Origin of the sequence: Neoroseomonas terrae (assembly GCF_018129025.1) — a bacterium.
GTDB classification, from domain to species: Bacteria; Pseudomonadota; Alphaproteobacteria; order Acetobacterales; family Acetobacteraceae; genus Neoroseomonas; species Neoroseomonas terrae.
The window spans coordinates 1-22,082 of the sequence record NZ_JAAEDI010000010.1 but is presented as its reverse complement, the minus strand read 5'-3'; the positions used below and the strand labels follow the sequence as shown (position 1 = coordinate 22,082).

Sequence of the window (22,082 nt, the reverse complement as noted above, 5' to 3'; positions counted from 1 at the left end):
CTCAGGTGGCAGGGGATGGTGGTCATGCGCAGGAGAACTCGCCGCCGACGAAGCGGCTGAAGCCGAGCGGGCGTCGGGCGAAGCAGCCGCAGATGGACAGCACGGGCTCGTCCAGCGCCTCCTCGCGCGCGATGGCGGGGGCGGTCTCGGCACGGATCGCGACGGAGGCAGTCTCGGCCTCCTCCAGCAGCGCGGGAATGTCGAGGTCGGGGAAGTCGCGATCGCGATAGACCAGGCGGCCGCCGATCATCACATGGCGCACCGCGGTCGCATCCTCGGCATGGACGAGTTGATGGACGAGATCGACCAGCGGGACGTAGTTCGTGCTGCGCCGGTCGAGGAACACGATGTCCGCCGCGAATCCCGGCGCGAGCTGGCCGATGGAATCGCCAAGCCCCAGCACGCGCGCGCCGCCCTGCGTGGCAGCATGCAGGACCTCGCGTGTGGACAGCCAATGGCCGCGGTCATAGCCCTGGATGCGGGAGGCGTAGCTCGCGAGGCGCATCGCCTCGAACATGTTCAGGTTGTCGTTGCAGACGCGCGAATCCGTGGCTAGGCCGAGCGTGACCCCCGCATCCAGCATCGCGCGCGTCCGTGCCACGCCGACGCCGAGCCGCATATTGGCGCCGGGTGCATGCGCCACCGAACAGCCGTGGTCGCCAAGCATCCTGGCCTCGTCGTCATCGATCCATACGGCGTGAGCGGCCGTGAACGCCTCGGACAGGATGCCGAGATCGAGCAGGTGACCGACGATGGTCGCGCCATATTGCTCGCGGCCGACCACCGCCTGCACCTTGGATTCCGCGAGATGCGTGTGCAGGCCGATGCCGTGCTGCCGCGCGAAGGCGGCGCAGTCGCGCAGGAAGCCATCGGTGCAGTGCATGGGAATGGTGGGCGCGACGGCGAAGCGGACCAGGTCCTGCCCTGTCGGCCAAGCGCTCAACACTGAATCGAGCGCCCTCATGATCTCGGCGCCGGCCTTTGGTGGATTGGCCGCGAGTCGGGCGCGCGTCTCGGCGGGCAGAGCGTCCATCAGGCCCGGAATCACGCGTTGGAAGGGGATGTCGGAGAGCTGGGGGGCGATCACCGCCCGCATGCCGATGTCGCGATAGGCGCGCGCCACCTCGGCAAAGCCTTCCGCCGTCGGCAGGGGCGCTTCGAAGAAGATGTCGTAGCAGGCCGTGCAGCCGCGGCTGATCATCTCGATCGCCCCGAGTAGGACCGAGACGTATTTCTGACGCGGGGTCGGCCGGCCGCGGAACGCGCCGCCGATATGCAGCTGAAGCTCGAGGTTCCAGCGATCCGACGGGCTGCGGACCAGATTGCCGGAACTGTGGACGTGGGTGTTCACGAGGCCGGGGATCAGGATGCAGTCCCGTGCGTCGAACCGGATCGCGACCTTGTCCTCCGGCCTCGGTTCATCCGGGTCGGGCAGGGCGACGATCCGGCCGTCCTGCACGAGGATGTCGCAGCGCCGCGGTTCCGCATCGGCCCGTGCCAGCACCAGCCCGCCGACGATCCTCGTCCAGCCGTGCTCCGCGGGTGCCCTCTCGATCAGCGTCTCCATAGGCCCGGCCCCCGACGCCATCCCGAGCGCGGCACCGTGCCGACGCTATGGGCTTGCTCTTATCGTATCGAAGTGCGATACGATCGTATGAATAATGGAAAGCTAGGCCATCGGGCGACGCCCGGTCAAAGGGGTATTGTTGGCCGGACGGGCGAAAAAGAAGCGGGCGCATCCGGTTCTGCCCAGGAGGCGGGCGATCCGCTCCACGTCGAGGCCATCGCGCGTGCATTCCGGGTGCTCGAGGTATTCTCCACCGGCGCACAGCCGCGCTCATTGGGCGAACTCGCCGCCGCATCCGGCCTGCCGAAGAGTGCCGTCCAGCGCGTCGTCCATACGCTGGTCCGGCTCGGCTACATGGAGGTGCGGCCGCGCGGCGGCCATGCGCCGGGGCGAAAGCTGCTCGATCGGTCCTTCGACTACCAGCGATCGGAGCCGATGCTAGAGCGCGCGATACCGGTGCTGATCGACTTGCAGCGCGCGATCGGGGAGCGCGTGGACCTCGCGCTGCTCGACGATCTCACGATGCTCTACGTCTGGCGTCTGGAAAGCCGGCGGGAGACGTTCCGCGCGGGGCTTGGCGGGCGCCGCATCCCGGCCTGGTGCTCGTCCGGCGGCATCGCGGTGCTGTCACGGCTGCCGGAGAAGCGCGTTGATGACGTCCTGGCAAGATCGCAGCTGGTGGCAGCGACGCCCTTCACGCTCACCGATCCGGTCCGCATCCGTGAGCGCATCGCCGAGACCCGACGCCTGGGCTACGCGCTTCTGAGCCAGGAACTGCAGATCGGCATCATCGCCCTTGCCGCTCCGATCGTTCAGCCGGACGGCGGCCCGATGGCGGCGGTTCACATCACGGCCCGACTGGCGGATGTGGATGAAGAGACGGCGCGGCGGCGATTGGCGCCTGCGCTGATGGAGGCGGCGAACGCGATAGGCGACGCCTAGCACGCGACGATACCTGGCACTGTTCAGGAATCTTGGGCGCACTGAGGATCGGCGGTGCCTGACGCCTGACGCTTGTAGGATCGATGGGACGAGGGAGCGCGCAATTCGACAAGCCTGGGAGCACGAGCGCGTCATCGAGATCCGCCTTCCTCGCGTGCGTCACATCGCCGATCAAGCTGTCGTCCAACGGGCCGTACACCGGGGAACCGGGACGGCTTCGCCATTCACCCGCGATATGCAGCTTCAGGGTCGGGTAGGTCGGCAGCGTATGCACTTTCACGGGGATCGTGATCGGAATCGAGAACGGCCGCCGCCGCTCTACTCGGCCGGCGCAGAAGCCTGCAGCCGCTCGCCACGGCGCCGCAGCCATTCGATGACGGCAACGAGCAGGAGGGACACGAGGAACAGCAGCGTCGCCGCCGCCGTGATGGTGGGGCTGATCTGCTCGCGTACGCCGTCGAACATCTGCAGCGGCAATGTTCGCTGCTGCGGCCCGGCAAGAAAGAGCGTCACCACGATCTCATCGAAGGAGGTCGCGAACGCAAAAACGCCGCCCGACACCACGCCCGGAAGGATCAACGGCAACGTCACGCGCCGGAACGCCTGCCAGGGTGTCGCGCCGAGGCTCATGGCGGCGCTGAGTAGCCGCCGATCGAAGCCGGAGAGCGTGGCGGCCACGGTGATCACCACGAATGGCGCGCCCAGCAAGGCGTGCGCCAGGATCAGGCCGGGATAGCTCGCCGTCAGGCCGAGCGCCGCGAACGACGCATACAGGCTGCTGCCGATCACGACGACCGGTACGACCACCGGCATCAGGAAGAGGGCGTTCAACGCCTGCTTCGCGACCCCGCCCAAACGGTCGAGACCGAGGGCCGCGGCGGTGCCGAGGATGGTCGCGATCGCCGTCGCGATCGAGCCGATGAAAAGGCTGTTCCACAGGGATGGCAGCCAGCGCGGCGATGTGAAGAAATCCGTGTACCACCGGGTCGAGAAGCCCGTCATCGGATAGGTCAGGAAGGAGCCCGCGTTGAAAGAGAGCGGGATCACCGCCAGCACGGGCACCAGCAGGAAGATGAAGACGAGCACGCAAAGCCCGACGAGGGCCCAGCGCAGCACGCGATCGACGGGCGCGAGAGGCATCTTCATGCTGGCGCCCTCGGGCCGCGCGACAGCCGCGCATAGGCGACGTAGAGCAGCCCGGTCACGACGAGCAGGATCAGCGACAGGGCGCCGGCGAGGCCCCAGTTGGTCGTGCGGTTCGTGTAGAAGGCGATGAAGTAGCTGATCATCTGATCGCCGCCACCGCCGGCCAGCTCCGGCGTGACGTAGTAGCCGAGCGCGGAGATGAAGACGAGCAGGCAGCCGGCGCCGATCCCGGCGACCGACTGCGGAAGATAGACGCGCAGGAAGGCCTCGAACGGCCGTGCGCCGAGCGACATGGCGGCGAGCATCGGGGCTCGGCCGATCCCCTTCATCACGCTGTAGAGCGGCAGCACCATCAACGGCAGCAGCACATGCACCATCGCGATGAGCACGCCGGTCCGGTTGTAGATGAGCGTCAGCGGCTGCTCGATCAGCCCCAGCCGCTGCAGCAGCCCGTTCACCATGCCGTCGCGCTGCAACAGCACGACCCAGGCCGTCGTTCGCACCAGGACGGAGGTCCAGAACGGAATCAGCACGAGCACCAGGAGCGGGTTCGCGATCCTGCCCGGCATGCTTGCGAGGAGATAGGCGACCGGATAGCCCAGCAGGAGGCAGAACACCGTCACCAGCGTCGAGATCCACAGCGTGCGGAGCAGGACGGTGACGAACACGGCCCGTTCCTCGGCAACACGGACGACCGCGCCATCGTCATTGCGCTGGCGGTCGAGCGCGGCGAGCAGGAAACCGTCGGTGAACGGACCGCTGGCGCGGCGCATCGCCGCCCAGGTCGATCGCTCGCCCCACCGGGCGTCGATGCGCGCCAACGCCGCGACAGGGTCGTCCTGCCGGTCGCGAGGCAGGCTCCGCGCCGTGCGCAGGAGCATCGAGCGAAACCCGCTGATCTCGCTGTTCAAGCGGTTTGCCGCGAAGCTCAGGCCTTCCGTGCCCCGGGCGTCACGCAGCTCGGCGATGAATGTGTCAATCGACGATGCGGGCGGCAGATCCCTTCCATCCCACAACGCCAGCGCCGCAGCGGTCTGCGGGAACGCCCGCGACAGCTCGGGGTCCTGCACGCTGCGGGCCAGCATCATGACGATCGGTACGACGAAGGTCGCCGCGCTGAACAGGAACAGCGGCAGCACCAGCAGCCACGCCGAGAATCGCGGTCGCAGGAAGCGTGACATGGGCTGCCGCATCGTTCCCTTACCGCGCGGCCCAGGCGTTGAACCGCTGGGTCAGCTCCTCGATGTTGTCCACCCAGAACTCGACATCGAGCGGCATGGCGACGCGCAGGTTGTCCGGCTGCGTCGGCAGGCTGGCCGCGACGCCAGCATCCGACGGCAGCGCCGCCTGCAGGTTCGTCACGCCCTGGAAGGACAGTGCGGGGAACCGGCTCTGGTTCTCCGGGCGGGTCGCGAACTGGATAAAGCGCATCGCGTTGTCGCGGTTGGACGACCCGCGCAGCACGACCCAGTGATCGACGGCGAAGATGCTGCCGTTCCAGACCACGCGCAGGTCGCGGTTGTCATCCCGCCGGGCGGCAAACATCCGGCTCGTATAGGCGGCCGCCATGACGACCTCGCCGGAGGCGAGAAGCTGGCCCGGCTGCGCGCCGGCCGTCCACCAGACGATGTTCGGCTTGATCTGATCGAGGCGGCGAAACGCGCGGTCCACGCCCGCGGGCGTCCGCAGCAGGTTGTAGACCTCCGACGCCGGAACGCCGTCCGACATCAGGGCGATCTCAAGCGTGTACTTCGGGCCGCGGCGGAGCGTCCGCTGGCCCGGGAAGCGCTGCAAGTTCCAGAAATCCGCCCAGGATGTCGGGCCTTCCCGCAGCCTTGCGCCGTCATAGGCGAGGCCGACGGACCACGCGACGGCGCCGACGCCGCAGTCGCTCACAGCTTCCCGCATGAAGGAATCGCGGCCACCCATCGCCGCCCAGTCGATGCGCTCGTACAGCCCTTCGTCGCAGCCGATCTGCAGCTCATCCGCTTCGACCTGCACCACGTCCCAGGTGACATTGCCGGCCTGCACGCGGGTCCGCAGGACGCCGAGGCCGCCGGACCACGAATCCTCCTGGATCGGCACGCGCGTCTGCGCGGTGAACGGCTCGTAATAGACCCGCCGCTGGGCGGCCTGGCTCGACCCGCCCCATCCCACCACGGTGAGATCGCGGGCGGCGGCATCGCCGGGAGCCAGGAGCGCGCCGAGCGCCAGCACGGTCAGCGCGCGCTTCGCCAGGGACCAGATCATTGAAGCTTCTCCTCTGTCGTATGGTTGGGCAGGGCATCGAGGGCCCGGGCATCCGCGGCGTCCCACGACACCCGGATCGCAGCGCCATCGCGAACCCATGCCGGCACCGCTCCCGCCAGAAGCTTGGCGAAGACGGCATGGCCGTGGTCGGTGCGGACGACGACGCGCAGGTGGTCGCCGTGGTAGATCAGCTCCTGCACCGCCCCCGCTGCACCGTCGTCGCGGCTGAGGCGAATGCGCTCCGGCCGCACGGAGACGGTCGTTCGGGCGCCGATGGCGAGGGGGTGGACGATGGTTGCCGGCATGCGCCATCCGCCGTCGAGCTCCACCAAGCCGGTGACATCCCGGAGCGTTCCGGCGAACTGGTTGCTCTCCCCGACGAACTGCGCGACGAAGCTCGTGAGAGGGCGCTCATAGACCTCGCCAGGTAAACCGACCTGCTGGAGCGACCCGTCACGGAAGATCGCGATGCGGTCCGACATGGTCAGCGCTTCGCCCTGGTCGTGCGTGACATAGACCAGCGTCACGCCGAGCCGTGCGTGGATGTGCTTGATCTCGATCTGCATATGTTCGCGAAGCTGGCGGTCCAGCGCGCCGAGCGGTTCGTCCATCAGGACGAGCGGCGGCTTGAACACCAGCGCGCGCGCCAGGGCGACGCGCTGCTGCTGCCCGCCGGACAGCTGGGCCGGCCGCCGCCCGCCCATGGCGGTGAGTTGCACGAGGTCGAGCGCCTGCCGCACGGCATCCTCGATCTCCGCCCGCGGGCGCCGGCGGACGGTGAGCGGGAAGGCGATGTTCTCCGCCACCGTCATGTGGGGGAACAGGGCATAGCTCTGGAACACCATGCCGATGCCCCGGTGGTAGGGCGGCAGCCGATCGAGCGAGCGGCCGTCCAGCAGGATGCTGCCTGCGGTCGGCGTCTCGAACCCGGCAAGCATCATCAGCGACGTAGTCTTCCCCGAGCCGGATGGTCCCAGGAAGGTCACGAACTCCCCGCGGGCGATGTCGAGATTCAAGTCCCGGACGGCGTGCACCCCGCCGGCGAAAGTCTTGGTCACGCCATCGAAGGCGACGAAGCGCTCGGTCATGCCCGATGCATCACGGCTGCACGCGAATGCCGGTCTGCGCGACCATCGCGCGCATCCTGGCAACGTTACGCTGCATCTCGGCGCGCGCCTCGGCGATGCCGTTCGGCGGTTCGGCCGCCGGCAAGCCCGCGGCGGCAAGCCGTTCCCTTACGATAGGTTCGGCCAGCGTGGCGATCAGTGCGCCATTGATCGTCGTGGCCGCGGCGTCGGCCATGCGGGGCGGACCGACCATCATGAAGTTGCTGCCCATCTCGAAGCCGACAATCCCGAGGTCGCCGAAGGTCGGGACGTCGGGCATGGAGGCGAAGCGCGCACTGCCCACCAGCGCGACGGCTTTGATCCGGCCCTCGCGGAGCAGCGGAACGGCCGATGCCATGGAGGACACGCCGAACTGCGTCTCGCCGATCATGATCGACTGCACCATCTGGCCGCCGCTGCGATAGGGCACGTGGACCGCATCGAGGCCGAGCTCGCGGGAGACCATCTCGCCCCAGATGTGGATCGTGCCGCCGAAGCCGGAGCTCGCGTAGGTGAGGGATCCGCGCGGCGCATCACGGAGCCGTTTCAGCGTGGCTTGCGCCGTGTCGGCGGCCAGGCTCGGCGACACCACCAGCACGGCCGGCGGACGACTGATGAAGCCGAGATGCGTGAAGTCCTCGATCGGGTCGTAGCGCGTTCCGCCAACCACCACCGCCGGCGCGGTGATCGCGGCGCCGCCCTCGGTCAGCATCATGACGTGACCATCGGCGGGCTGGCGCGTCAGCCATTCGGTCGCCATCGTGCCGGCGCTGCCGGGCCGATTCTCGACGATGACCCGTGCGTCGGCGCCCAGATGCCGCGGCATCGCCTCGGCGACGATGCGCGCGGCGACGTCGGTGCCCCCACCGGGGGCATAGCCGGTCACTATGCTGACGACGCGATTTGGATACGCCTGCGCCAACGCAGGACGCGGCACTGCCGCCGCCGCCCCGAGGAAGAGTGCGGCGCGCCGCGTTGTTCGAAGTGTTGTCGCCATGTCAGTCGATCTCCGGCACAGGGTGAAGCATCCGTGCTGGCATCCTCATCGGTCCCCTCCTGCGGGCGTGTTGGCGAGGCGCGTCACGACCTCGCGCGGGGGCGGGGCACCGCCTTGTCGGCGTTGTTGTGTGGCGGGCTGCCGCAGCCATGGCGTCGCCCGGCGACAGCGGCGCAGCGCCGAGGTGGGTGGGTCACGGCGCGCCACGAGAAGACCCGAGGTCTTCATCGCGGCGGTCCGTCGATCCCAGGGCGTGACCATGCCGTCCGCCGCCCGGTCAGAGCGCGCTCACCTCGGCGTACACGGCATCCAGCGTGGCACGCATCCGGCGCGCCAGTTCCCGGACCTCTTCCGCCGTGATGATGAGTGGCGGCGAGAAGGCGATGCGATTGCCGACGATGCGCAGGATCAGGCCGTTCGCCCGCGCATGTTGGTCGATGCGTGCGCCGAGCCCGACCTCGCCCGGCCAGTTCTCCTTCGTCGCCTTGTCGCGCACGAGTTCCAGGCCGCCGATCAGCCCGACACCGCTGAAGTCGCCAACGAGCGGATGGTCCGTCAGCGCGCCGAGTTCGCGCAGGAAGACTGGCTCGACCGACTTGATGTGGTCGATCAGGTCCATCTCCTCATAGATACGCAACGTCTCCAGCGCGACCGAGGTGCAGACCGGGTGCCCGGCATAGGTGTAGCCGTGGATGAACGCGCCGTACTTGTCGGATTGCCGGACCACCGCCTGGTAGATGCGCTCATTCAGCAGCACGGCCGAGACGGGCTGCATGGCGGCGGACAGCGCCTTGGCGCAGCTGATCATGTCGGGCTGCATGCCGTAGGTCTCGCAGCCCCACATGGCGCCCGTGCGACCGAAGCCACAGATGACTTCGTCGGCCACCATCAGCACGTCGTACTTCTTCAGCACGGCCTGGATCTTCTGGAAGTAGCCGCGCGGCGGCGGCAGCGCGCCGGCGCCGCCCTGCACCGGGTCGCACCAGAAGGCGGCGACTGTCTCGGGGTCCTCGGCCATGATCTGTGCCTCGAGCGTGTCGGCGAGGCGCTGCGAGAACGCCTCCTCGGTCTCGCCGGGCAGCGCGTCGCGGTAGTAGTTCGGGCAATCCGTATGGAGGAAGCCGTCGAATGGCAGGCCGAAGCCCGCATGATAGTCCGGCTTGGCGGTCAGGCTGATCGTGACGCAGGTCGAGCCGTGGTAGCTGCCGCGGCGCGAGAAGATCTTGCGCTTCTCCGGCTTGCCCTGCGCATGCCAATAGTACCAGACGAGCTTAACCGCCGTGTCATTGGCCTCGGAGCCGGAACACTGGAGCAGCACCTTCGACATCGGCACGGGAGCAAGTTCGAGCAGCTTCTCAGACAGGTCGATCGCCGGGCCGTGCGAGGCATGTCGGAAGATCTGGTAATAGCCGAGGGTCCGCATCGCATCGTAGGCGACCTTGGCGAGACGCTCGCTGTTGTAGCCGAGCGAGGCGCACCACAGGCCCGCCCCGGCATCGAGGAAGACGTTGCCGGCATCGTCGCGGACAAAGATGCCGTCGGCGCCGGTCATGATCGTCGGCCCGAGCTCCTGGTGGCGGCCCGCATGGGTTTGCGGGTGCAGCACCGACGCGATGTCACGGGCGTGCGGGCTGTTGGCCGAAAAATGCGTCATGGAAGATCCTGCTGCCGAGATGCGACAGGATCGTGAAACGCACTCGGCCGACCTCGGAAATGGTCATTCGGCAAGGGGCCTTCTCGAATCGAGAAAGGTCAGTCCTCGTGCCCTGCCGAAGCGAGAAGTGCATCCAGAAGAAGCCGCGCCGCAGGGGATAGCCGTTCCGGATCGCGCGTGCAGAGCCGATGCTGCCGCCGCGCCCAGGCGTCGAGCACCGGCAGCGCGACCAGGCCCATCTCTTCGATGAACAGGCGCGCCGAACTCTCCGCGACGATGCCGATGCCGAGCCCATGCTGGGCGAGCCGGCAGACGACGTCATAGCCGTCAGCGCTGGCCCGGCTACGGATGGACCGCCCCAGCGCCGCCGATTGCCGGCCCAGCAGGGCGCCGAGCGCCGCCCGGCGGTCCTGTCCGATCAGGTCATGGTCCAGCATCTCCGCCATGGTCACGCCCGGATAATCGGCCAGCGGGTGATCCGGCCGCATGACGGCGACGAGCTGGTCGCGATGCCAGGGCCGCGCCCAGAGATCGGGCGGAATGCTCTCGGCCGGCAGCACGCCGATGTCGGCCGCCTGTTCCTGCACGGCCCGCAGCACCTCCGCATGAAGGCGCTCGTCCAGTTCCACGCGGATGCCCGGGTTGCTCTGCAGGAAGGTGCCGAGCAACTCTGGCAGGGGGCTGATCAGCGTGGTCTCGCCCGCAGCGATGCGGACGAGACCGGTGACGCCGCTGCCGAGCAGGCGCAACTCGGCTTCGAGCTGCCCGGCCTCATGCACCAGGTTCCGTGCGCGGCGCAGCACGGCCGCGCCGGCGGTCGTCAGTTCGACGCCGCCCGCGTGGCGAATGAGCAGGACATGGCCGAGCCGAAGCTCCAGGTCGCTGATGCGCTTGCTGATGGCGGAGGGCGCGATCGCCTCCCGCCGCGCCGCGCGCGAGATGCTGCCCTCCTCCATGACCGAGACGAACAGCCGCGCCGTCGTCATGTCGAGATGGATCGACATCGCCTCGCTCTCCGCGCCGCCGTCAGGCTTCCGCCGGCAGCGACGATCCATCGGCGAATTCGCTCTGGCACCACGCAACGAAGGCCTGCACCGTCGTACGGCGCAGGGCTGCCTCGGTCGCGACCATGTAGTAGGCAAGCCCGTCTTCGATGCTGATGGGCGCCGGGACCGCCAGCTTGCCGTCCGCCAGCGCCTGCCGCACATGGATGCTGCGGGCGATCGCAATGCCTTGGCCGGCTTCGGCAGCGGCCAGGGCGAGTGCCGTCTCACCGAACCGCGGCCCGTGCTCAGCCAGCGACGGGTCGATGCCGGCCGTCCTGAGCCAATCCACCCAATGCGGCCTCTCCGCATAGTGCAGGAGGATCTGCCCGCGCAGGAAGTCCCCGAGGTTCATGCTCTGTGCGGCCATGGCAATCGACGGGGTGCAGACGGGAACCAGGCGCTCGCGGCTGAGCGGCAGGACGACGCCGTCCGTCCAGTTCCCGGTGCCCAGGCGGATCGCCACATCAACATCCGAGCGTTCGAGGCTCGTTGTATAGCGGTGGCTGTCGATCCGCAGGCTGACCCAGGGGTGCCGCCGGACGAAGCTGCTGATCTGCGGTGCCAGCACACGCAACGCGAAGGTTCGCGACGCGGTGACCGCGATCGTCGTCCGCTTCTTCGGCTGGCCGAGCCGATGGAGCCCGGTCGCCAGCTCACCAAGGCCGCGGTTGACATAGTCCGCAAGCAGGTCGCCCGCTTCCGTGAGCATGAGGCCACGCGGACCGCGTTTGAATAGCTGCTCGTGCAGCTGCTCCTCCAGCGCCCTGATGCGGCGACTGACCGCGCTTTGGGTCATGCCTAGTTCCGTAGCGGCGCGCACCATGTTCCGATGGCGTGCCGCGGCATCGAACACCGCCAGCGCTCCGAGCGGCAGGGTCCGGAGCGGCCAGGTATGATCCCCGTTCATACCGAGCGAGCCTACAGCGACTATTCTGGCCGTGCCAAGTCAGCCCGACGCTGGGTCTCAACGTCGGGACAGGATGCTTCGGGATGACTCACGCAAGCCGTATCGCCATCGCTCCCCTGCGCGGGTCGGTCAGCGATGCCGAATGGCGGGCCAGGCTCGACCTCGCCGCCTGCTACCGGTTGTGCGAGCAGTTCGGCATGTCGGACATGATCTACACCCATATCAGCGCCCGGCTGCCGGAAAGCCCGAACCACTTCCTGATCAATCCGAACGGCCTGCTGTTCGGCGAGATCACGGCGTCCTCGCTGCTCAAGGTGACGCTGGACGGGGAGGTTCTCTACCGTCCCGACCTTCCCTACGGCCTGCATCCGGCCGGCTTCACGATCCATTCCGCGCTGTACCGCGCCCGGCCGGATGCGATGGCCGCGATGCACACCCACACCATCGCGGGCATGGCGGTCAGCGCGCTCAAATGCGGCCTCCTGCCGCTGACCCAGACGGCGACGCGCTTCTATGGGCGCATCGCCTATCATGGTTTCCGCGGGCCCGAACGCGATCCGTCGGAGCGCGACTCCCTCGCGCGGTCGGTTGGCGAGATGAACTATTGCATCCTGCGCAACCACGGCCTGCTGACGCTGGGCGCATCCGTGGCGGAAGCCTTCGTCGCCATGTGGGGACTAGAACGCGCCTGCCAGGCGCAGCTACAGGCGATGGCCTGCAACACGCCGCTGGAGATCCCGAATGCGGAGGTGGTCGAAAAGTCCTGCGCCATGTACGCGCCGGGCAAGTCGCGCACCTATGGTTCGCTCGAATGGGAAGGCCTGCTGCGGCGGATCGATGCCGTCGATCCGTCCTGGCGGGAGTGACGGCGCGAACGGCACCGCAATTGCAGACCATGCGTGCGACCGACGACCCGCCACACGTGCCCAACGACAAGGCCTCAAGAAAGAACGGCCACAGGAACCCGACCAACAGTCGCGGCAACAACAACAGGACAGGAGCTTCACATCATGCTGTCACGTCGTAGCCTTGGCACGATCGCCGTTGCTTCCGCACTGCCTGGTGCCGTACAGGCGCAACAGAACTGGCCCAACCGGCCCATCCGCATGATCATCCCCTTCTCGGCGGGCGGCCCGACCGACGTCGTCGGCCGGGTGATCTTCGACCAGATGTCGCAGCAACTTGGCCAGCGCGTGGTGGTCGAAAACCGCACCGGCGCCGGCGTCGTCTCCGGTGCCGATGTCGTCGCGAAGGCGCCACCCGATGGCTACACCATGCTCTACGGCACCGTTTCCCTGGCGCTGACGCCGGCGATGTTCCGGTCGCTACCATTCGATCCCGTGCAGGACTTCGCCCCGGTCGCGCTTCTCGCGCAGATCCCGACGGTACTCGTCGTGAACCCCGATGTCGTGCCGGCCACCACCGTCGAGGAGTTCATCGCCTATGTCCGTGCCCGGCCCGATCAGATTCCCTACGGATCGGGTGGGCAGGGAACCGCGGGGCACATGTCCTCCGAACTGTTCCTGGCCGAGGCAGGGCTGAAGATGCCGGCGGTGCACTACCGGGGGAATTCCCCCGCCATTCCCGACCTGCTTGCCGGACGCATCGCCTTCGTCATGGAGATCGGCCAGAGCGCACTGTCGCTCATCTCCGACGGCAAGCTGCGCGGGCTTGCGGTGAGCTCGCGCGACCGCATGCGCCAACTGCCGAATGTGCCATCCGCCGTGGAAGTCGGCCTTCCGACCTGGGAGGCATACACGTGGCAGATGATCTGGGCACCCGCCGGAACCCCACAGGCGATCCTGCAGCGCATGAATGCGGAAGCCAATCGCGCGGTCCGGGTCCCGGCGATCCGTCAGCGGCTTGAAGACAGCGGCGCGACCGTCATCGATGACTCCACGCCGGAGAGCGCCGCGCGCTACATGCGCCAGGAATTCGACCGCTGGGTGCCGATGCTTCGCGCAGCAGGCGTGCAGCCCGCATGAGCGGCTTCATTCCTCTCGACGACCCCGCGCCCCTTCCCACCACCTATGCCCGGGCGGCGGCGACACCGCCCGAGGTACCTGCCCTCGCCGGGGATGTCATCGCCGAGGTCGCGATCGTCGGCGGCGGCTTCTCAGGGCTGAGCGCCGCGCTGCATCTGGCTGAGCGCGGCGTCTCGGTCGTGCTGCTGGAAGCGCGCGGGCTGGCCACCGGCGGCACGGGTCGCGCCTTCGGCCAGGTCGTCCCCTATGCCAAGCATGGCGAGCCGCACATCCTTCATCACTTTGGCGACGCGGCAGGAACGCGCCTGATCGACGCGCTGGGCCAGGGACCCGCCGTGGTCTGGGATCTCATCGACCGACATGGCATCGCCTGCGATGATCAGCGCAGCGGCCTGATCTTCGCGGCCCACGCGAAGACCGGCGAAGGTGGGCTGCGTGATCGCGTCGCGTTCTGGACCGCGCGCAAGGCGCCGGTCGAGATGCTCGACGCTGCGCAATGCGAGACGATGATCGGCAGCCGGCGCTACACGACCGCGATGATCGATCGTCGAGGTGGGCACATCAACCCATTGGCCTACGCCTATGGCCTTGCCCGCGCGGCCGAACGCGTGGGTGTGCGGCTGCATGGCCGGAGCCGCGTGACTTCGATCGCGTCCGAGGAGGGCGGCTGGCGCCTGCGGACCTCTGGCGGCTCAGTGCTAGCCGGCAAGGTCGTGGTCTGCGCCGGTGCCTATGCGGACGATCTATGGCCTGGGCTTCGGCAATCCGTGATCCCGATCCGCGCCCATCAACTCGTCACGGCGCCACTTTCGGCGAATCTGCGCGCGTCCATATTGCCGGGCGGGCAGTCGTTGACGGATACGCGGCGGCTATACTCCGGCATCAGGTTGCTGCCGGATGGGCGCGTGCATCTCAGCGTCGACGGCGCGGGCTTCGGCCGAAGCGGCCCCACCTACGCCGATATGGCCGCGCGGCGCTTGCGCCGGCTCTTCCCGCAAATCGGTGATATCGGCTTCGAGGAAAGCTGGACCGGCTGGGTGGATATGACCGCCGACCAGTATCCGCACGTCCATCGCCTGGCCGACAGCGCCTGGGCGATCATCGGGCTCTCCGGGCGCGGCATCGCCTTCGGGACGCTGCTCGGCCGCGAGATGGCATCGCGGCTGCTCGATGGCGACCGGGCCGAGACTTTGATGCCCGTCACGCCGCTGCGTCCCATCGTGGTTCGACCCTTCGCCGCGCCGCTCGTCGGTACGCTGATGTCCTGGTACCGGCTTCGCGACCGGGCCGAACTTGGAGGGGCTGGCTGATGCGCCTTCCGATCTGGCAGATCGACGCCTTCGCCGAGGGGCCCTTCCGCGGCAACCCGGCCGCGGTAGTATTGGTCGAGGATTGGCTGCCCGATACGCTGATGCAGGCGATCGCGGCGGAGAACAACCAGACCACGACGGCTTTCCTGCGTCGGCGGGATGGCGGCTTCGCCTTGCGCTGGTTCACGCCGACCATCGAGGAACCGATCTGCGGCCATGCGACGCTCGCCACGGCGGCGCTCGTGCTCGGGGAGATGCTCCCTGACGCAAGTTCCATCGGCTTCACGACGCCTGCCGGCACGCTGACCGTGACCAGGGACCAAGATGGTCTCTACGAGCTGGACTTCCCGACGCGCCCACCCGGGCCGGTTGAGGCCGACCCCGGCCTGCTGCCGGCGCTCGGCCTGCCGTCGCGCGAGGTCCTCGCCGGGCGCGACTATCTCGTCATCTGCGAGAGCGCCGCGGAGGTGGAGAGCCTCGCGCCCGACATCGCAGCGCTGGCGCGAACGGACCGTCACGCCATCATCGTCACCGGTCCCGGCGATGGCGGCTATGATTGCGTGTCGCGGTTCTTCGCGCCGGGTCATGGCATCGCGGAGGATCATGCGACCGGTGCCGCGCACGCCACCGTTGCGCCGTACTGGGCGCAGCGCCTCGGCAAGCGTGTATTGAAGGCGCGCCAGGCATCGCCGCGCGGCGGCGTGTTTCGCTGCACGATGCGCGAGGATGGGCGCGTCGGCCTCGCCGGCCGTTGCGCCTTTTACCTGCGCGGCGAGATCGCCGTCTGAGCCTCCCGGATCGCCTGCCAGATCCTGGCAGGCGTCGCCGGCATGTCGAGCGCCTCGATCCCCACCGGCGCCAGCGCATCGAGCACCGCATTCATCACCGTCTGCGGTGCGCCGATGCAGCCGGCCTGTCCCGAGCCCTTCACGCCCAACCTGTTCGATGCTGTCGGCACTTCAAGGCAGATGACGTCGAGCGCTGGAAGATCCTCGGCGCGCGGCAGGCCGTAATCCATCAGCGATGCCGTCAGGATCTGCGCCGTCTCCTGATCGAAGGCGACCTCTTCGAGCAACGCCTGGCCGATGCCCTGCGCCAGTCCGCCCTGGACCTGGCCGATGGTCAGCATCGGATTGATCAGGCGCCCATAGTCATCGACTGCCGTGTAGCGGATGAGACGCACCAGGCCGGTCTCGGGATCGATCTCGACCTCGGCGACCTGGCAGCCATTCGGGAAGGTGACGAGGTCGAGGTCGCTGTCCACCTCGGCGTCGATGGGCGCGTAAGCGTCGCGCGCCGCCGCCGCGACATCGAGCAGGCCGACACCACGTCCGTCCGCTGTACCGAAGCGGCCATCGGCGAAGGTCAGGTCGCGCTCGGCGCCTTGCAGGAGTTGCGCGGCAAGCGGCTTCGCTTTCGCGAGCACCGCGTCGATCGCGCGCACCAGCGCTTCGCCGCCCATATGCAGGGAACGGGCACCGCCATGGCCATGACCGCGCGCCACGACGCGCGTGTCCGCCTGCACGAGCCTGAAGGCCTCGACGGGAAGCCCGAGGAGATCCGCCGCGATCTGAGGAAAGCTGGTTTCGTGCCCCTGACCGTTGGACTGCGTGCCGACTGCCAGGTCAACGATGCCGTCAGGACCGAACCGCACCGCCGCCCATTCGCCGGGCTGGCCGCGCGAGGTCTCGAGAAAGCACCCGATGCCGAGGCCGCGCAGCATGCCCCGCGCTTGGGATTCGACGCGCCGCGCGGGGAAACCCGCGACGTCGGCCACCTTGAGCGCATGATCGATGCCCTCGCCGAAGGCACCGCCATCGACGGTCATGCCCATCGCCGTCTTGTGCGGAAACGCCCTGATAACGTTGCGTCGCCGCAGCTCCGCCGGCTCGATCCCGAGGCGATGGGCGGCGAGATCCACGAGCCGCTCAATGATGTAGTTCGCCTCCGGCTTGCCGGCGCCGCGATAGGCATCGATCGGCACTGTGTTCGTGAAGGCGCCGCGCGTTTCCATGAAAATCGACGGAATCGCGTACATTCCGCCCATGGCCGTTCCGGGTGCGTTCGTCGAACTGCCCGGCCCGCCGCCGGAGAGATAGGCGCCCATATTGGCGACCGTGCGCGCATGCAGTGCGACGAACCGCCCCTCCGCATCGAGCCCGAGCCGCGCATGCGTGCGGTTGTCACGGCCATGCACTGTGGCGAAGAAATCCTCCATGCGTTCCGACGCCCAGCGCACCGGCCGGCCCAGCCGACGTGCCGCAAACAGCAGCAGGACATACTCGGGAAACAGGAAGTTCTTCGGACCGAAGCCGCCGCCCACATCCGGTGCGACAAGCTGGATGCGCTCCGGCGGCACGCGAAAGACATGCTCGGCGAGCTGGCTACGGATGCCGTGCACGGCCTGGCCGCTGAGTTGCAGCAGGAAGGCATCCGTATCCGCATCGTGCCGGCCGATGGCGGTGCGCGTCTCCATGGGCACGGCGGCGACGCGATTATTCACCAGATCCAGCGCAACCACCGTGGCCGCGCCGGCGAGTGCCGCCTCGACCGCCTGCTCATCGCCCTTGCGGAAATGGAAGGCGAGGTTGCCGGCTGCCTCGGGCCAGATCAGGGGAGCGCCATCTGCGAGCGCAGCGGTGCCGTCAGCCACCGGGTCCAGCATGTGGTACTCTACCCAGACCGCCTCGGCGGCGTCGCGCGCCAGATGAGCGTTGTCGGCAACGACGAAGGCCACCGGATCGCCGACATGCCGCACGACGCCGTCCGCGAGTGCCGGCCGGGGCGGGACGATCATGGGACCCACTGTCGCGACCTTCGCCACGCAGGGCAGGGGGCCGAGGCCGTCCGCCTTCAGATCCTCAACGGTGTAGATGGCGTGGACGCCTGGCATGACGGCGGCCGCGCCGGTATCCACTGATACTATGCGCGCGTGCGCGTGCGGGGACCGGGCCATATAGCCATGCAGCGCGCCCGGCACCGCGATGTCGTCCACGTAATTCCCGGCCCCTCGAAGGAAGCGATCGTCTTCAAGCCGGCGGCGAGACGTGCCGCGTTCTGCGGTCATACCCCTTCCGCCAAAGCGCGAAGCTTCGCGTAGGCCACGTCCTCGACCTCGATGCCGTCACGCGCGGCGCGTACGCGCCGGTGGTGGCGCGCATCACCCGGCAGGCGCTCTGCGCCGGCGTCCCGCAGCATCGCGACAAGCGATGCGATACGGCCAGGAACGTCGCCCCCTGGGCCGCGCGCCGGGTCGATCAGCAGCAGGAACTGGCCCGCGCGCGATGTCTGCGCGCCCGGGAACTTTGCCGACTCGTCCTCGAAGCCGAAGCGCCCACCGGTCATGGCGGCCGCCAGCACCTCGACCATGAAGGCAATGCCAGCGCCCTTGTGCCCCCCGAACGGGAGCAGCGCGCCACCGTCGAGAATGGCCGCCGGGTCGGTGCTCGGATTGCCGGCCGCATCGATGCCGATCCCCTCGGGCACCGACCGGCCGGCCAGCCGCGCCTTCAGCACCTCGCCCTGGGCACGTTGGCTCGAAGCCTGGTCCCACACGATCGGCGGGCCGTCGCTGCACGGGCAGGCGAACGCCATGGGGTTGGTGCCGAGCGTCTTCTTCCGGCCGCCCCACACCACCACGCGGCTGCGCGCATTCACCACGGTCAGCGCGATCAGGCCGAGCTCGGCAAAGGGCTCAACATCCGGCCAGAGTGCTGCGAAATGGTGCGAATCATGAATGCAGACCGCAGCGAGACCCTGCTGCCGTGTCGTTGCCGCCGCCACGTCGCGCACCGCCGCCAAAGCTACCTGCGCGAAACCGTTGCGTGCGTCGACCGCGACGATGGCCGGCGCCGGCTGCGTGACCACCGGGTCCGCCGCCCCATCGACCCACCCGCTCTTCAGCGTCGCGATGTAGCCGTCCATGCGCATCAGGCCATGGCTCGCGGCACCGTCCCGCTCCGCGGCCGCCACCACCGCAGCGACGAGGGCGGCGTTGCGGGCACTCATTCCATGACGCTCAAAGGCGGCGCCAATCATGGCGGCTAGCGCCGCCTCAGCGATGATCACCCGACTACCTCCGGCTTGTTGTGCTGCATAGTTGGCGTGCCGTTGCAGGTTTCACGCCAGTCCCTGACGCTGTCGACGGCCGCCGGGCGGTAAGCAAGACGTGCCGCGGCATTGCTGTCATTGTTCAACCATCGCCGCCTGCCGGTAAACCGGCGTCAGCCAATGCCGGTATCGCTCGTGGAGGCCGCGCGCGACCTCGAAGTAGAGCTTCTGGAGCGCGGCGGTGATCGGGCCGGGCGTGCCGGCACCGATCTCATAGTGATCGATCGACACGATGGGCTGTACTTCCTGTCCGCTCCCGCAGAACAGAGCCTCATCGCACACGTAGAGCTCACTCCGGTCGATGTCCCGCTCCAGGACCGGCACGCCCATCTCATCGCGCAGCAGCGTGATCAGAGTCTCCCGGGTGATGCTCTCCAGGATATCTGCCGTGACCGGCGGCGTGACGACGGTGCCCTTCCGAACCATCATGAAGCAGGAGCCCGGGCTCTCCGAGACCTTGCCCGCCAGGTTGAGCATCACCGGGGTGCCGAAGCCGTTCAAGGAAGCCTCGACCTGGGCGAGGCGCGCATTGTGGTAGTTCGCGGCCGATTTGACGCGGGAGGGCGCCGCGACGTCGGGATTGCGGCGCCAGGTGCTGACGCAACTCCTGATGCCGGAGAACAGCGACGGCTTGCTGGATCGTTGGAAGGCAAGAATGAAGACGCCGGTGCGGATGTCCTGCGGGCGGAAGGCGTGCGCGTCGCCCTCGCCGAAATACACGACCGGCCTGAGATGCACGCTGTCGCGCCAGCCGTGGCGTCGGATTAGCTCGACGCAGCCGGCCGTGATCTCGGCATCGGTGAAGGGGATCGACATGCGCATCACGCGGGCCGATTGGCGCAGCCTCTGCAAGTGCTCCTCGTGGCGGAAAAGGTACAGCTCGTCGTGCTCGGCGCTCCAATAGGCGCGCTCACCCTCGAAGATGCTGGCGCCGCGGAGCATCGCCTCCGATGCGACGTGAATTGTTGCTGCGGCCCATGGCACGACCTCGCCGTCCATCCATACGAAGTCCGCATCCTGCACCATCGACCAACTCCCGAGGAGACATGCGGGCACTGCCGCATGGGCAGCCTCCTGCAGCATCGTCTAGGCCAGAACTGAGTTCTGCCGCAGCGAAGTATGACTGCCGCGCATAGCGGTGAGTTTCCCTTGCACCCGCGGTCCCCTTTCCTTCCATGCGGACCAGGACTCTTCCTGGGGCGAGATGGACGCTGATACGGATGCCGCGCGACGACCTCACGAGCATCAGTCAAAAAAATCGCATCGAGGGGATAGGCGGCGCACCTGCGATGCGCTTACCGTTCGCATTGGGAGACGACGCGGCTTCACTGGAGCGGGCGTGCGACGGCATCAGGACGCCGTCGTGATCCCGCTCGATGACCGACGCAGCGGCCAAATGCCGCACGGCGTAGATCGAGGAGGCTTGAATCATGCAAACACCCCTTTCCCGTCGGCTCCTGCCGGGGCTCGCTGCTGCAGGCGTACTGCTTGGTGCCCGCACCGCACAGGCGCAGACGGCGCCGACATCGACCTGGGAACAGATCATGACGACGAAGCGCCTGCGCGTCGGCGCGGCGCTCACGGAACCCTGGTATTTCAAGGACACCACCAACAACGCAGCGCCGGGTGGTGTCCGCATCGGCGATGTCACCTGGCGCGGCATCGGCCCGCGTCTCGGCGACGCCATCGCTAAGGCGATGAACGTCCAGCTCGAGATGGTCGAGGTCACTTGGGGAACCGCCGTCGCCGCACTGCAGGCGAACCAAATCGACACTATGTTCATCCTCGACCCGACACCGGAGCGGGCGCTCGCGATCGACTTCGTGCCTTCCCCGGTGCTCTGGTACCCCGTCGCCGCGCTGGCGAAGAACAATTTCGAGCCGACGACGTGGACGCAGCTGAATGATCCCGCCATCAACTGCGGCGTCGTGCTCGGCAGTTCGACGGACCAGACGCTGACGCGCATGTCTCCACGTGCCAATATCCAGCGCTACCAGCAGACGGGCGAGATGCTCGCCGCCTGGCAGTCGAACCGGATTCAGGCGGCATTCCTGACCGCGCCGGGGTCCGACCTCGCGATCGCCCGGCTGCGCAGCGGCAAGACGCTGATACCGCGCCCGATTGTCGCCGTGCCGGCCGGCGCGGGTGTCCGCAAGGAAGCGGATTCGCGGTGGGCCAACTACCTCTCCACCGTCATCGGATACTTCTACAACGGCGGCCTGACGCAGAATTTCTACGATGAGTTCATGACGTTCCGCGGCCTCGAGCCCGGCCGCGCGACCGCCATCCAGCGCGAGGCGTGGTAACGCCATTCATGGGCTATGAGTGGGACTTCGCGGCCGTCTTCCGCCATCGGGAACTGCTGCTGGAAGGAGCGAAAGGCACCTTCCGCCTCGCGGGCATGGCGATGGTCATTGCCATTCCGCTCGGCCTGTTCGTCGCGTTGCTGCGGCTGTCGCGGCTGCCGGTCATCTCATGGATCGCGGTCGTCTATACGGACATGTTCCGCACCTCGCCGTCGATCGTGCTCATTTACTGGTTCTTCTTCGCCTTCCCCCTTCTCGTCGGGGTGGATTTCGACACCTTCACAGCGGTCTCCCTCACGCTCGGCCTGCAGACGGGCGCGTATATGGCGGAGGTGTTCCGCGGCGGCATCCAATCGATCCGACCAGGCCAGTGGCAGGCCGCGAAGGCGCTTGGCATGGGGCTGGGCACCACGCTGCGCTACATCATCCTGCCCCAGGCGATCCGCCGCATGATCCCCGTCTTCTTCACGCGGCTGACCGAGCTGTTCAAGGCGACCTCGCTCGCCGCCGTCGTCTCCTATCCGGAGATCGTGCAGATGGCGTCGCGCGTTTCCTCCGACACCTTCCGCCCGATCGAGACCTATACGGTCGTGGCGCTGTTCTTCTTCACCGTCATCTTCTGCGTGAGCCGGCTGGTCCGCTACGCCGAACGACGGTTCGCGGTGCCGGAGTAGATGTTTGGTCCCGGCATTTCGTGGTGTGGATTTGCTGTGAATCTATGCGGCTCTGCGGCCCATGAGCGGCAGATGAATTCGT

General features: G+C 67.9%; 20 protein-coding genes. 7 read left to right on the top strand and 13 right to left on the bottom strand.

All coding sequences use genetic code 11. The features are described from left to right. Positions 1–22: 22 nt before the first annotated feature. The gene (locus GXW78_RS10440) at positions 23–1,567 is read right to left on the bottom strand and encodes an amidohydrolase family protein (protein ID WP_211868526.1); all 1,545 of its coding nucleotides are present in this window, start codon (positions 1,565–1,567) and stop codon (positions 23–25) included. Positions 1,568–1,603: 36 nt separating this feature from the next. Between GXW78_RS10440 and GXW78_RS10435 the strand changes: the two genes are divergently transcribed. Further along, positions 1,604–2,509, top strand: a complete 906-nt coding sequence (locus GXW78_RS10435) for an IclR family transcriptional regulator (protein ID WP_211868525.1) — start codon at positions 1,604–1,606, stop codon at positions 2,507–2,509. Between the two features lie 318 nt (positions 2,510–2,827). On the opposite strand, the gene GXW78_RS10430 is transcribed toward GXW78_RS10435, so the two are convergent. From GXW78_RS10430 to GXW78_RS10395, 8 genes are all read right to left on the bottom strand, one after another. Further along, positions 2,828–3,655 carry an ABC transporter permease gene (locus GXW78_RS10430; RefSeq protein WP_246522032.1) on the bottom strand — a complete coding sequence of 276 codons (828 nt, stop codon included), beginning with the start codon at positions 3,653–3,655 and terminating at the stop codon, positions 2,828–2,830. After that, positions 3,652–4,836: an ABC transporter permease gene (locus tag GXW78_RS10425; protein ID WP_246522031.1), complete on the bottom strand. Its 1,185-nt coding sequence runs from the start codon at positions 4,834–4,836 to the stop codon at positions 3,652–3,654. The genes GXW78_RS10430 and GXW78_RS10425 overlap by 4 nt, the downstream gene beginning before the upstream one ends. A 19-nt stretch (positions 4,837–4,855) precedes the next feature. Continuing rightward, on the bottom strand, positions 4,856–5,905 hold the full coding sequence (locus GXW78_RS10420) for an ABC transporter substrate-binding protein (protein ID WP_211868521.1): 1,050 nt from the start codon (positions 5,903–5,905) through the stop codon (positions 4,856–4,858). Then, complete coding sequence (locus GXW78_RS10415) at positions 5,902–6,993, bottom strand: ABC transporter ATP-binding protein (protein ID WP_211868520.1); 1,092 nt, start codon at positions 6,991–6,993, stop codon at positions 5,902–5,904. Before GXW78_RS10415 ends, GXW78_RS10420 begins: the two co-directional genes overlap by 4 nt. Positions 6,994–7,003: 10 nt before the next feature. Then, a complete protein-coding gene (locus GXW78_RS10410) occupies positions 7,004–8,008 on the bottom strand; it encodes a Bug family tripartite tricarboxylate transporter substrate binding protein (protein ID WP_211868517.1) in 1,005 nt (334 codons plus the stop codon). Positions 8,009–8,285: 277 nt separating this feature from the next. Continuing rightward, positions 8,286–9,662, bottom strand: a complete 1,377-nt coding sequence (locus GXW78_RS10405; protein ID WP_211868516.1) for an aminotransferase — start codon at positions 9,660–9,662, stop codon at positions 8,286–8,288. 98 nt (positions 9,663–9,760) lie between these two features. Beyond that, positions 9,761–10,717, bottom strand: a complete 957-nt coding sequence (locus GXW78_RS10400; protein ID WP_211868515.1) for a LysR family transcriptional regulator — start codon at positions 10,715–10,717, stop codon at positions 9,761–9,763. Beyond that, positions 10,689–11,615: a LysR substrate-binding domain-containing protein gene (locus GXW78_RS10395; protein WP_211868514.1), complete on the bottom strand. Its 927-nt coding sequence runs from the start codon at positions 11,613–11,615 to the stop codon at positions 10,689–10,691. Before GXW78_RS10395 ends, GXW78_RS10400 begins: the two co-directional genes overlap by 29 nt. Positions 11,616–11,698: 83 nt before the next feature. On the opposite strand from GXW78_RS10395, the gene GXW78_RS10390 reads away from it, so the two are divergent. The 4 genes from GXW78_RS10390 (at position 11,699) to GXW78_RS10375 (ending at position 15,698) form a co-directional block, all read left to right on the top strand. Beyond that, positions 11,699–12,481, top strand: coding sequence for a class II aldolase/adducin family protein (locus GXW78_RS10390; protein WP_211868513.1), 783 nt, complete (start codon positions 11,699–11,701; stop codon positions 12,479–12,481). Positions 12,482–12,625: 144 nt separating this feature from the next. Further along, complete coding sequence (locus tag GXW78_RS10385; protein WP_211868512.1) at positions 12,626–13,600, top strand: Bug family tripartite tricarboxylate transporter substrate binding protein; 975 nt, start codon at positions 12,626–12,628, stop codon at positions 13,598–13,600. Further along, positions 13,597–14,910, top strand: coding sequence for an NAD(P)/FAD-dependent oxidoreductase (locus tag GXW78_RS10380; RefSeq protein ID WP_211868511.1), 1,314 nt, complete (start codon positions 13,597–13,599; stop codon positions 14,908–14,910). The genes GXW78_RS10385 and GXW78_RS10380 overlap by 4 nt, the downstream gene beginning before the upstream one ends. Then, the gene (locus GXW78_RS10375; RefSeq protein ID WP_211868509.1) at positions 14,910–15,698 is read left to right on the top strand and encodes a PhzF family phenazine biosynthesis protein; all 789 of its coding nucleotides are present in this window, start codon (positions 14,910–14,912) and stop codon (positions 15,696–15,698) included. The genes GXW78_RS10380 and GXW78_RS10375 overlap by 1 nt, the downstream gene beginning before the upstream one ends. Here the strand turns inward: GXW78_RS10375 and GXW78_RS10370 are convergent. The 4 genes from GXW78_RS10370 to GXW78_RS10355 all read right to left on the bottom strand — a co-directional run bounded on the left by GXW78_RS10370 (position 15,671) and on the right by GXW78_RS10355 (position 20,452). Next, positions 15,671–17,977, bottom strand: a complete 2,307-nt coding sequence (locus tag GXW78_RS10370; protein ID WP_211868507.1) for a xanthine dehydrogenase family protein molybdopterin-binding subunit — start codon at positions 17,975–17,977, stop codon at positions 15,671–15,673. The two genes, GXW78_RS10375 and GXW78_RS10370, sit on opposite strands and share 28 nt — an antisense overlap. After that, entirely contained in the window at positions 17,974–18,978 is a 1,005-nt protein-coding gene (locus GXW78_RS10365; protein WP_211868505.1) for an Ldh family oxidoreductase, read from the bottom strand. Before GXW78_RS10365 ends, GXW78_RS10370 begins: the two co-directional genes overlap by 4 nt. 117 nt (positions 18,979–19,095) lie before the next feature. Then, positions 19,096–20,046, bottom strand: coding sequence for a branched-chain amino acid transaminase (locus GXW78_RS10360; RefSeq protein ID WP_211868504.1), 951 nt, complete (start codon positions 20,044–20,046; stop codon positions 19,096–19,098). 223 nt (positions 20,047–20,269) lie between these two features. Further along, entirely contained in the window at positions 20,270–20,452 is a 183-nt protein-coding gene (locus tag GXW78_RS10355) for a hypothetical protein (protein ID WP_211868503.1), read from the bottom strand. Here GXW78_RS10355 and GXW78_RS10350 point away from each other — a divergent pair. Continuing rightward, positions 20,451–21,326, top strand: coding sequence for a transporter substrate-binding domain-containing protein (locus GXW78_RS10350; RefSeq protein ID WP_211868502.1), 876 nt, complete (start codon positions 20,451–20,453; stop codon positions 21,324–21,326). The genes GXW78_RS10355 and GXW78_RS10350 overlap by 2 nt on opposite strands. After that, positions 21,320–22,000: an amino acid ABC transporter permease gene (locus GXW78_RS10345; RefSeq protein ID WP_211868501.1), complete on the top strand. Its 681-nt coding sequence runs from the start codon at positions 21,320–21,322 to the stop codon at positions 21,998–22,000. The genes GXW78_RS10350 and GXW78_RS10345 overlap by 7 nt, the downstream gene beginning before the upstream one ends. The last annotated feature ends 82 nt before the right edge of the window (positions 22,001–22,082 follow it).

Excerpts from the sequence above, each read along its gene's own strand:
- GXW78_RS10350 (WP_211868502.1), top strand. The coding sequence starts at position 20,451 with ATGCAAACACCCCTTTCCCGTCGGCTCCTGCCGGGGCTCGCTGCTGCA.
- GXW78_RS10360 (WP_211868504.1), bottom strand. The coding sequence starts at position 20,046 with ATGGTGCAGGATGCGGACTTCGTATGGATGGACGGCGAGGTCGTGCCA.
- GXW78_RS10370 (WP_211868507.1), bottom strand. The coding sequence starts at position 17,977 with ATGACCGCAGAACGCGGCACGTCTCGCCGCCGGCTTGAAGACGATCGC.
- GXW78_RS10380 (WP_211868511.1), top strand. The coding sequence starts at position 13,597 with ATGAGCGGCTTCATTCCTCTCGACGACCCCGCGCCCCTTCCCACCACC.
- GXW78_RS10395 (WP_211868514.1), bottom strand. The coding sequence starts at position 11,615 with ATGAACGGGGATCATACCTGGCCGCTCCGGACCCTGCCGCTCGGAGCG.
- GXW78_RS10440 (WP_211868526.1), bottom strand. The coding sequence starts at position 1,567 with ATGGAGACGCTGATCGAGAGGGCACCCGCGGAGCACGGCTGGACGAGG.
- GXW78_RS10375 (WP_211868509.1), top strand. The coding sequence starts at position 14,910 with ATGCGCCTTCCGATCTGGCAGATCGACGCCTTCGCCGAGGGGCCCTTC.
- GXW78_RS10410 (WP_211868517.1), bottom strand. The coding sequence starts at position 8,008 with ATGGCGACAACACTTCGAACAACGCGGCGCGCCGCACTCTTCCTCGGG.
- GXW78_RS10385 (WP_211868512.1), top strand. The coding sequence starts at position 12,626 with ATGCTGTCACGTCGTAGCCTTGGCACGATCGCCGTTGCTTCCGCACTG.
- GXW78_RS10425 (WP_246522031.1), bottom strand. The coding sequence starts at position 4,836 with ATGTCACGCTTCCTGCGACCGCGATTCTCGGCGTGGCTGCTGGTGCTG.
- GXW78_RS10415 (WP_211868520.1), bottom strand. The coding sequence starts at position 6,993 with ATGACCGAGCGCTTCGTCGCCTTCGATGGCGTGACCAAGACTTTCGCC.
- GXW78_RS10405 (WP_211868516.1), bottom strand. The coding sequence starts at position 9,662 with ATGACGCATTTTTCGGCCAACAGCCCGCACGCCCGTGACATCGCGTCG.
- GXW78_RS10400 (WP_211868515.1), bottom strand. The coding sequence starts at position 10,717 with ATGGATCGTCGCTGCCGGCGGAAGCCTGACGGCGGCGCGGAGAGCGAG.
- GXW78_RS10430 (WP_246522032.1), bottom strand. The coding sequence starts at position 3,655 with ATGAAGATGCCTCTCGCGCCCGTCGATCGCGTGCTGCGCTGGGCCCTC.
- GXW78_RS10355 (WP_211868503.1), bottom strand. The coding sequence starts at position 20,452 with ATGATTCAAGCCTCCTCGATCTACGCCGTGCGGCATTTGGCCGCTGCG.
- GXW78_RS10390 (WP_211868513.1), top strand. The coding sequence starts at position 11,699 with ATGACTCACGCAAGCCGTATCGCCATCGCTCCCCTGCGCGGGTCGGTC.
- GXW78_RS10420 (WP_211868521.1), bottom strand. The coding sequence starts at position 5,905 with ATGATCTGGTCCCTGGCGAAGCGCGCGCTGACCGTGCTGGCGCTCGGC.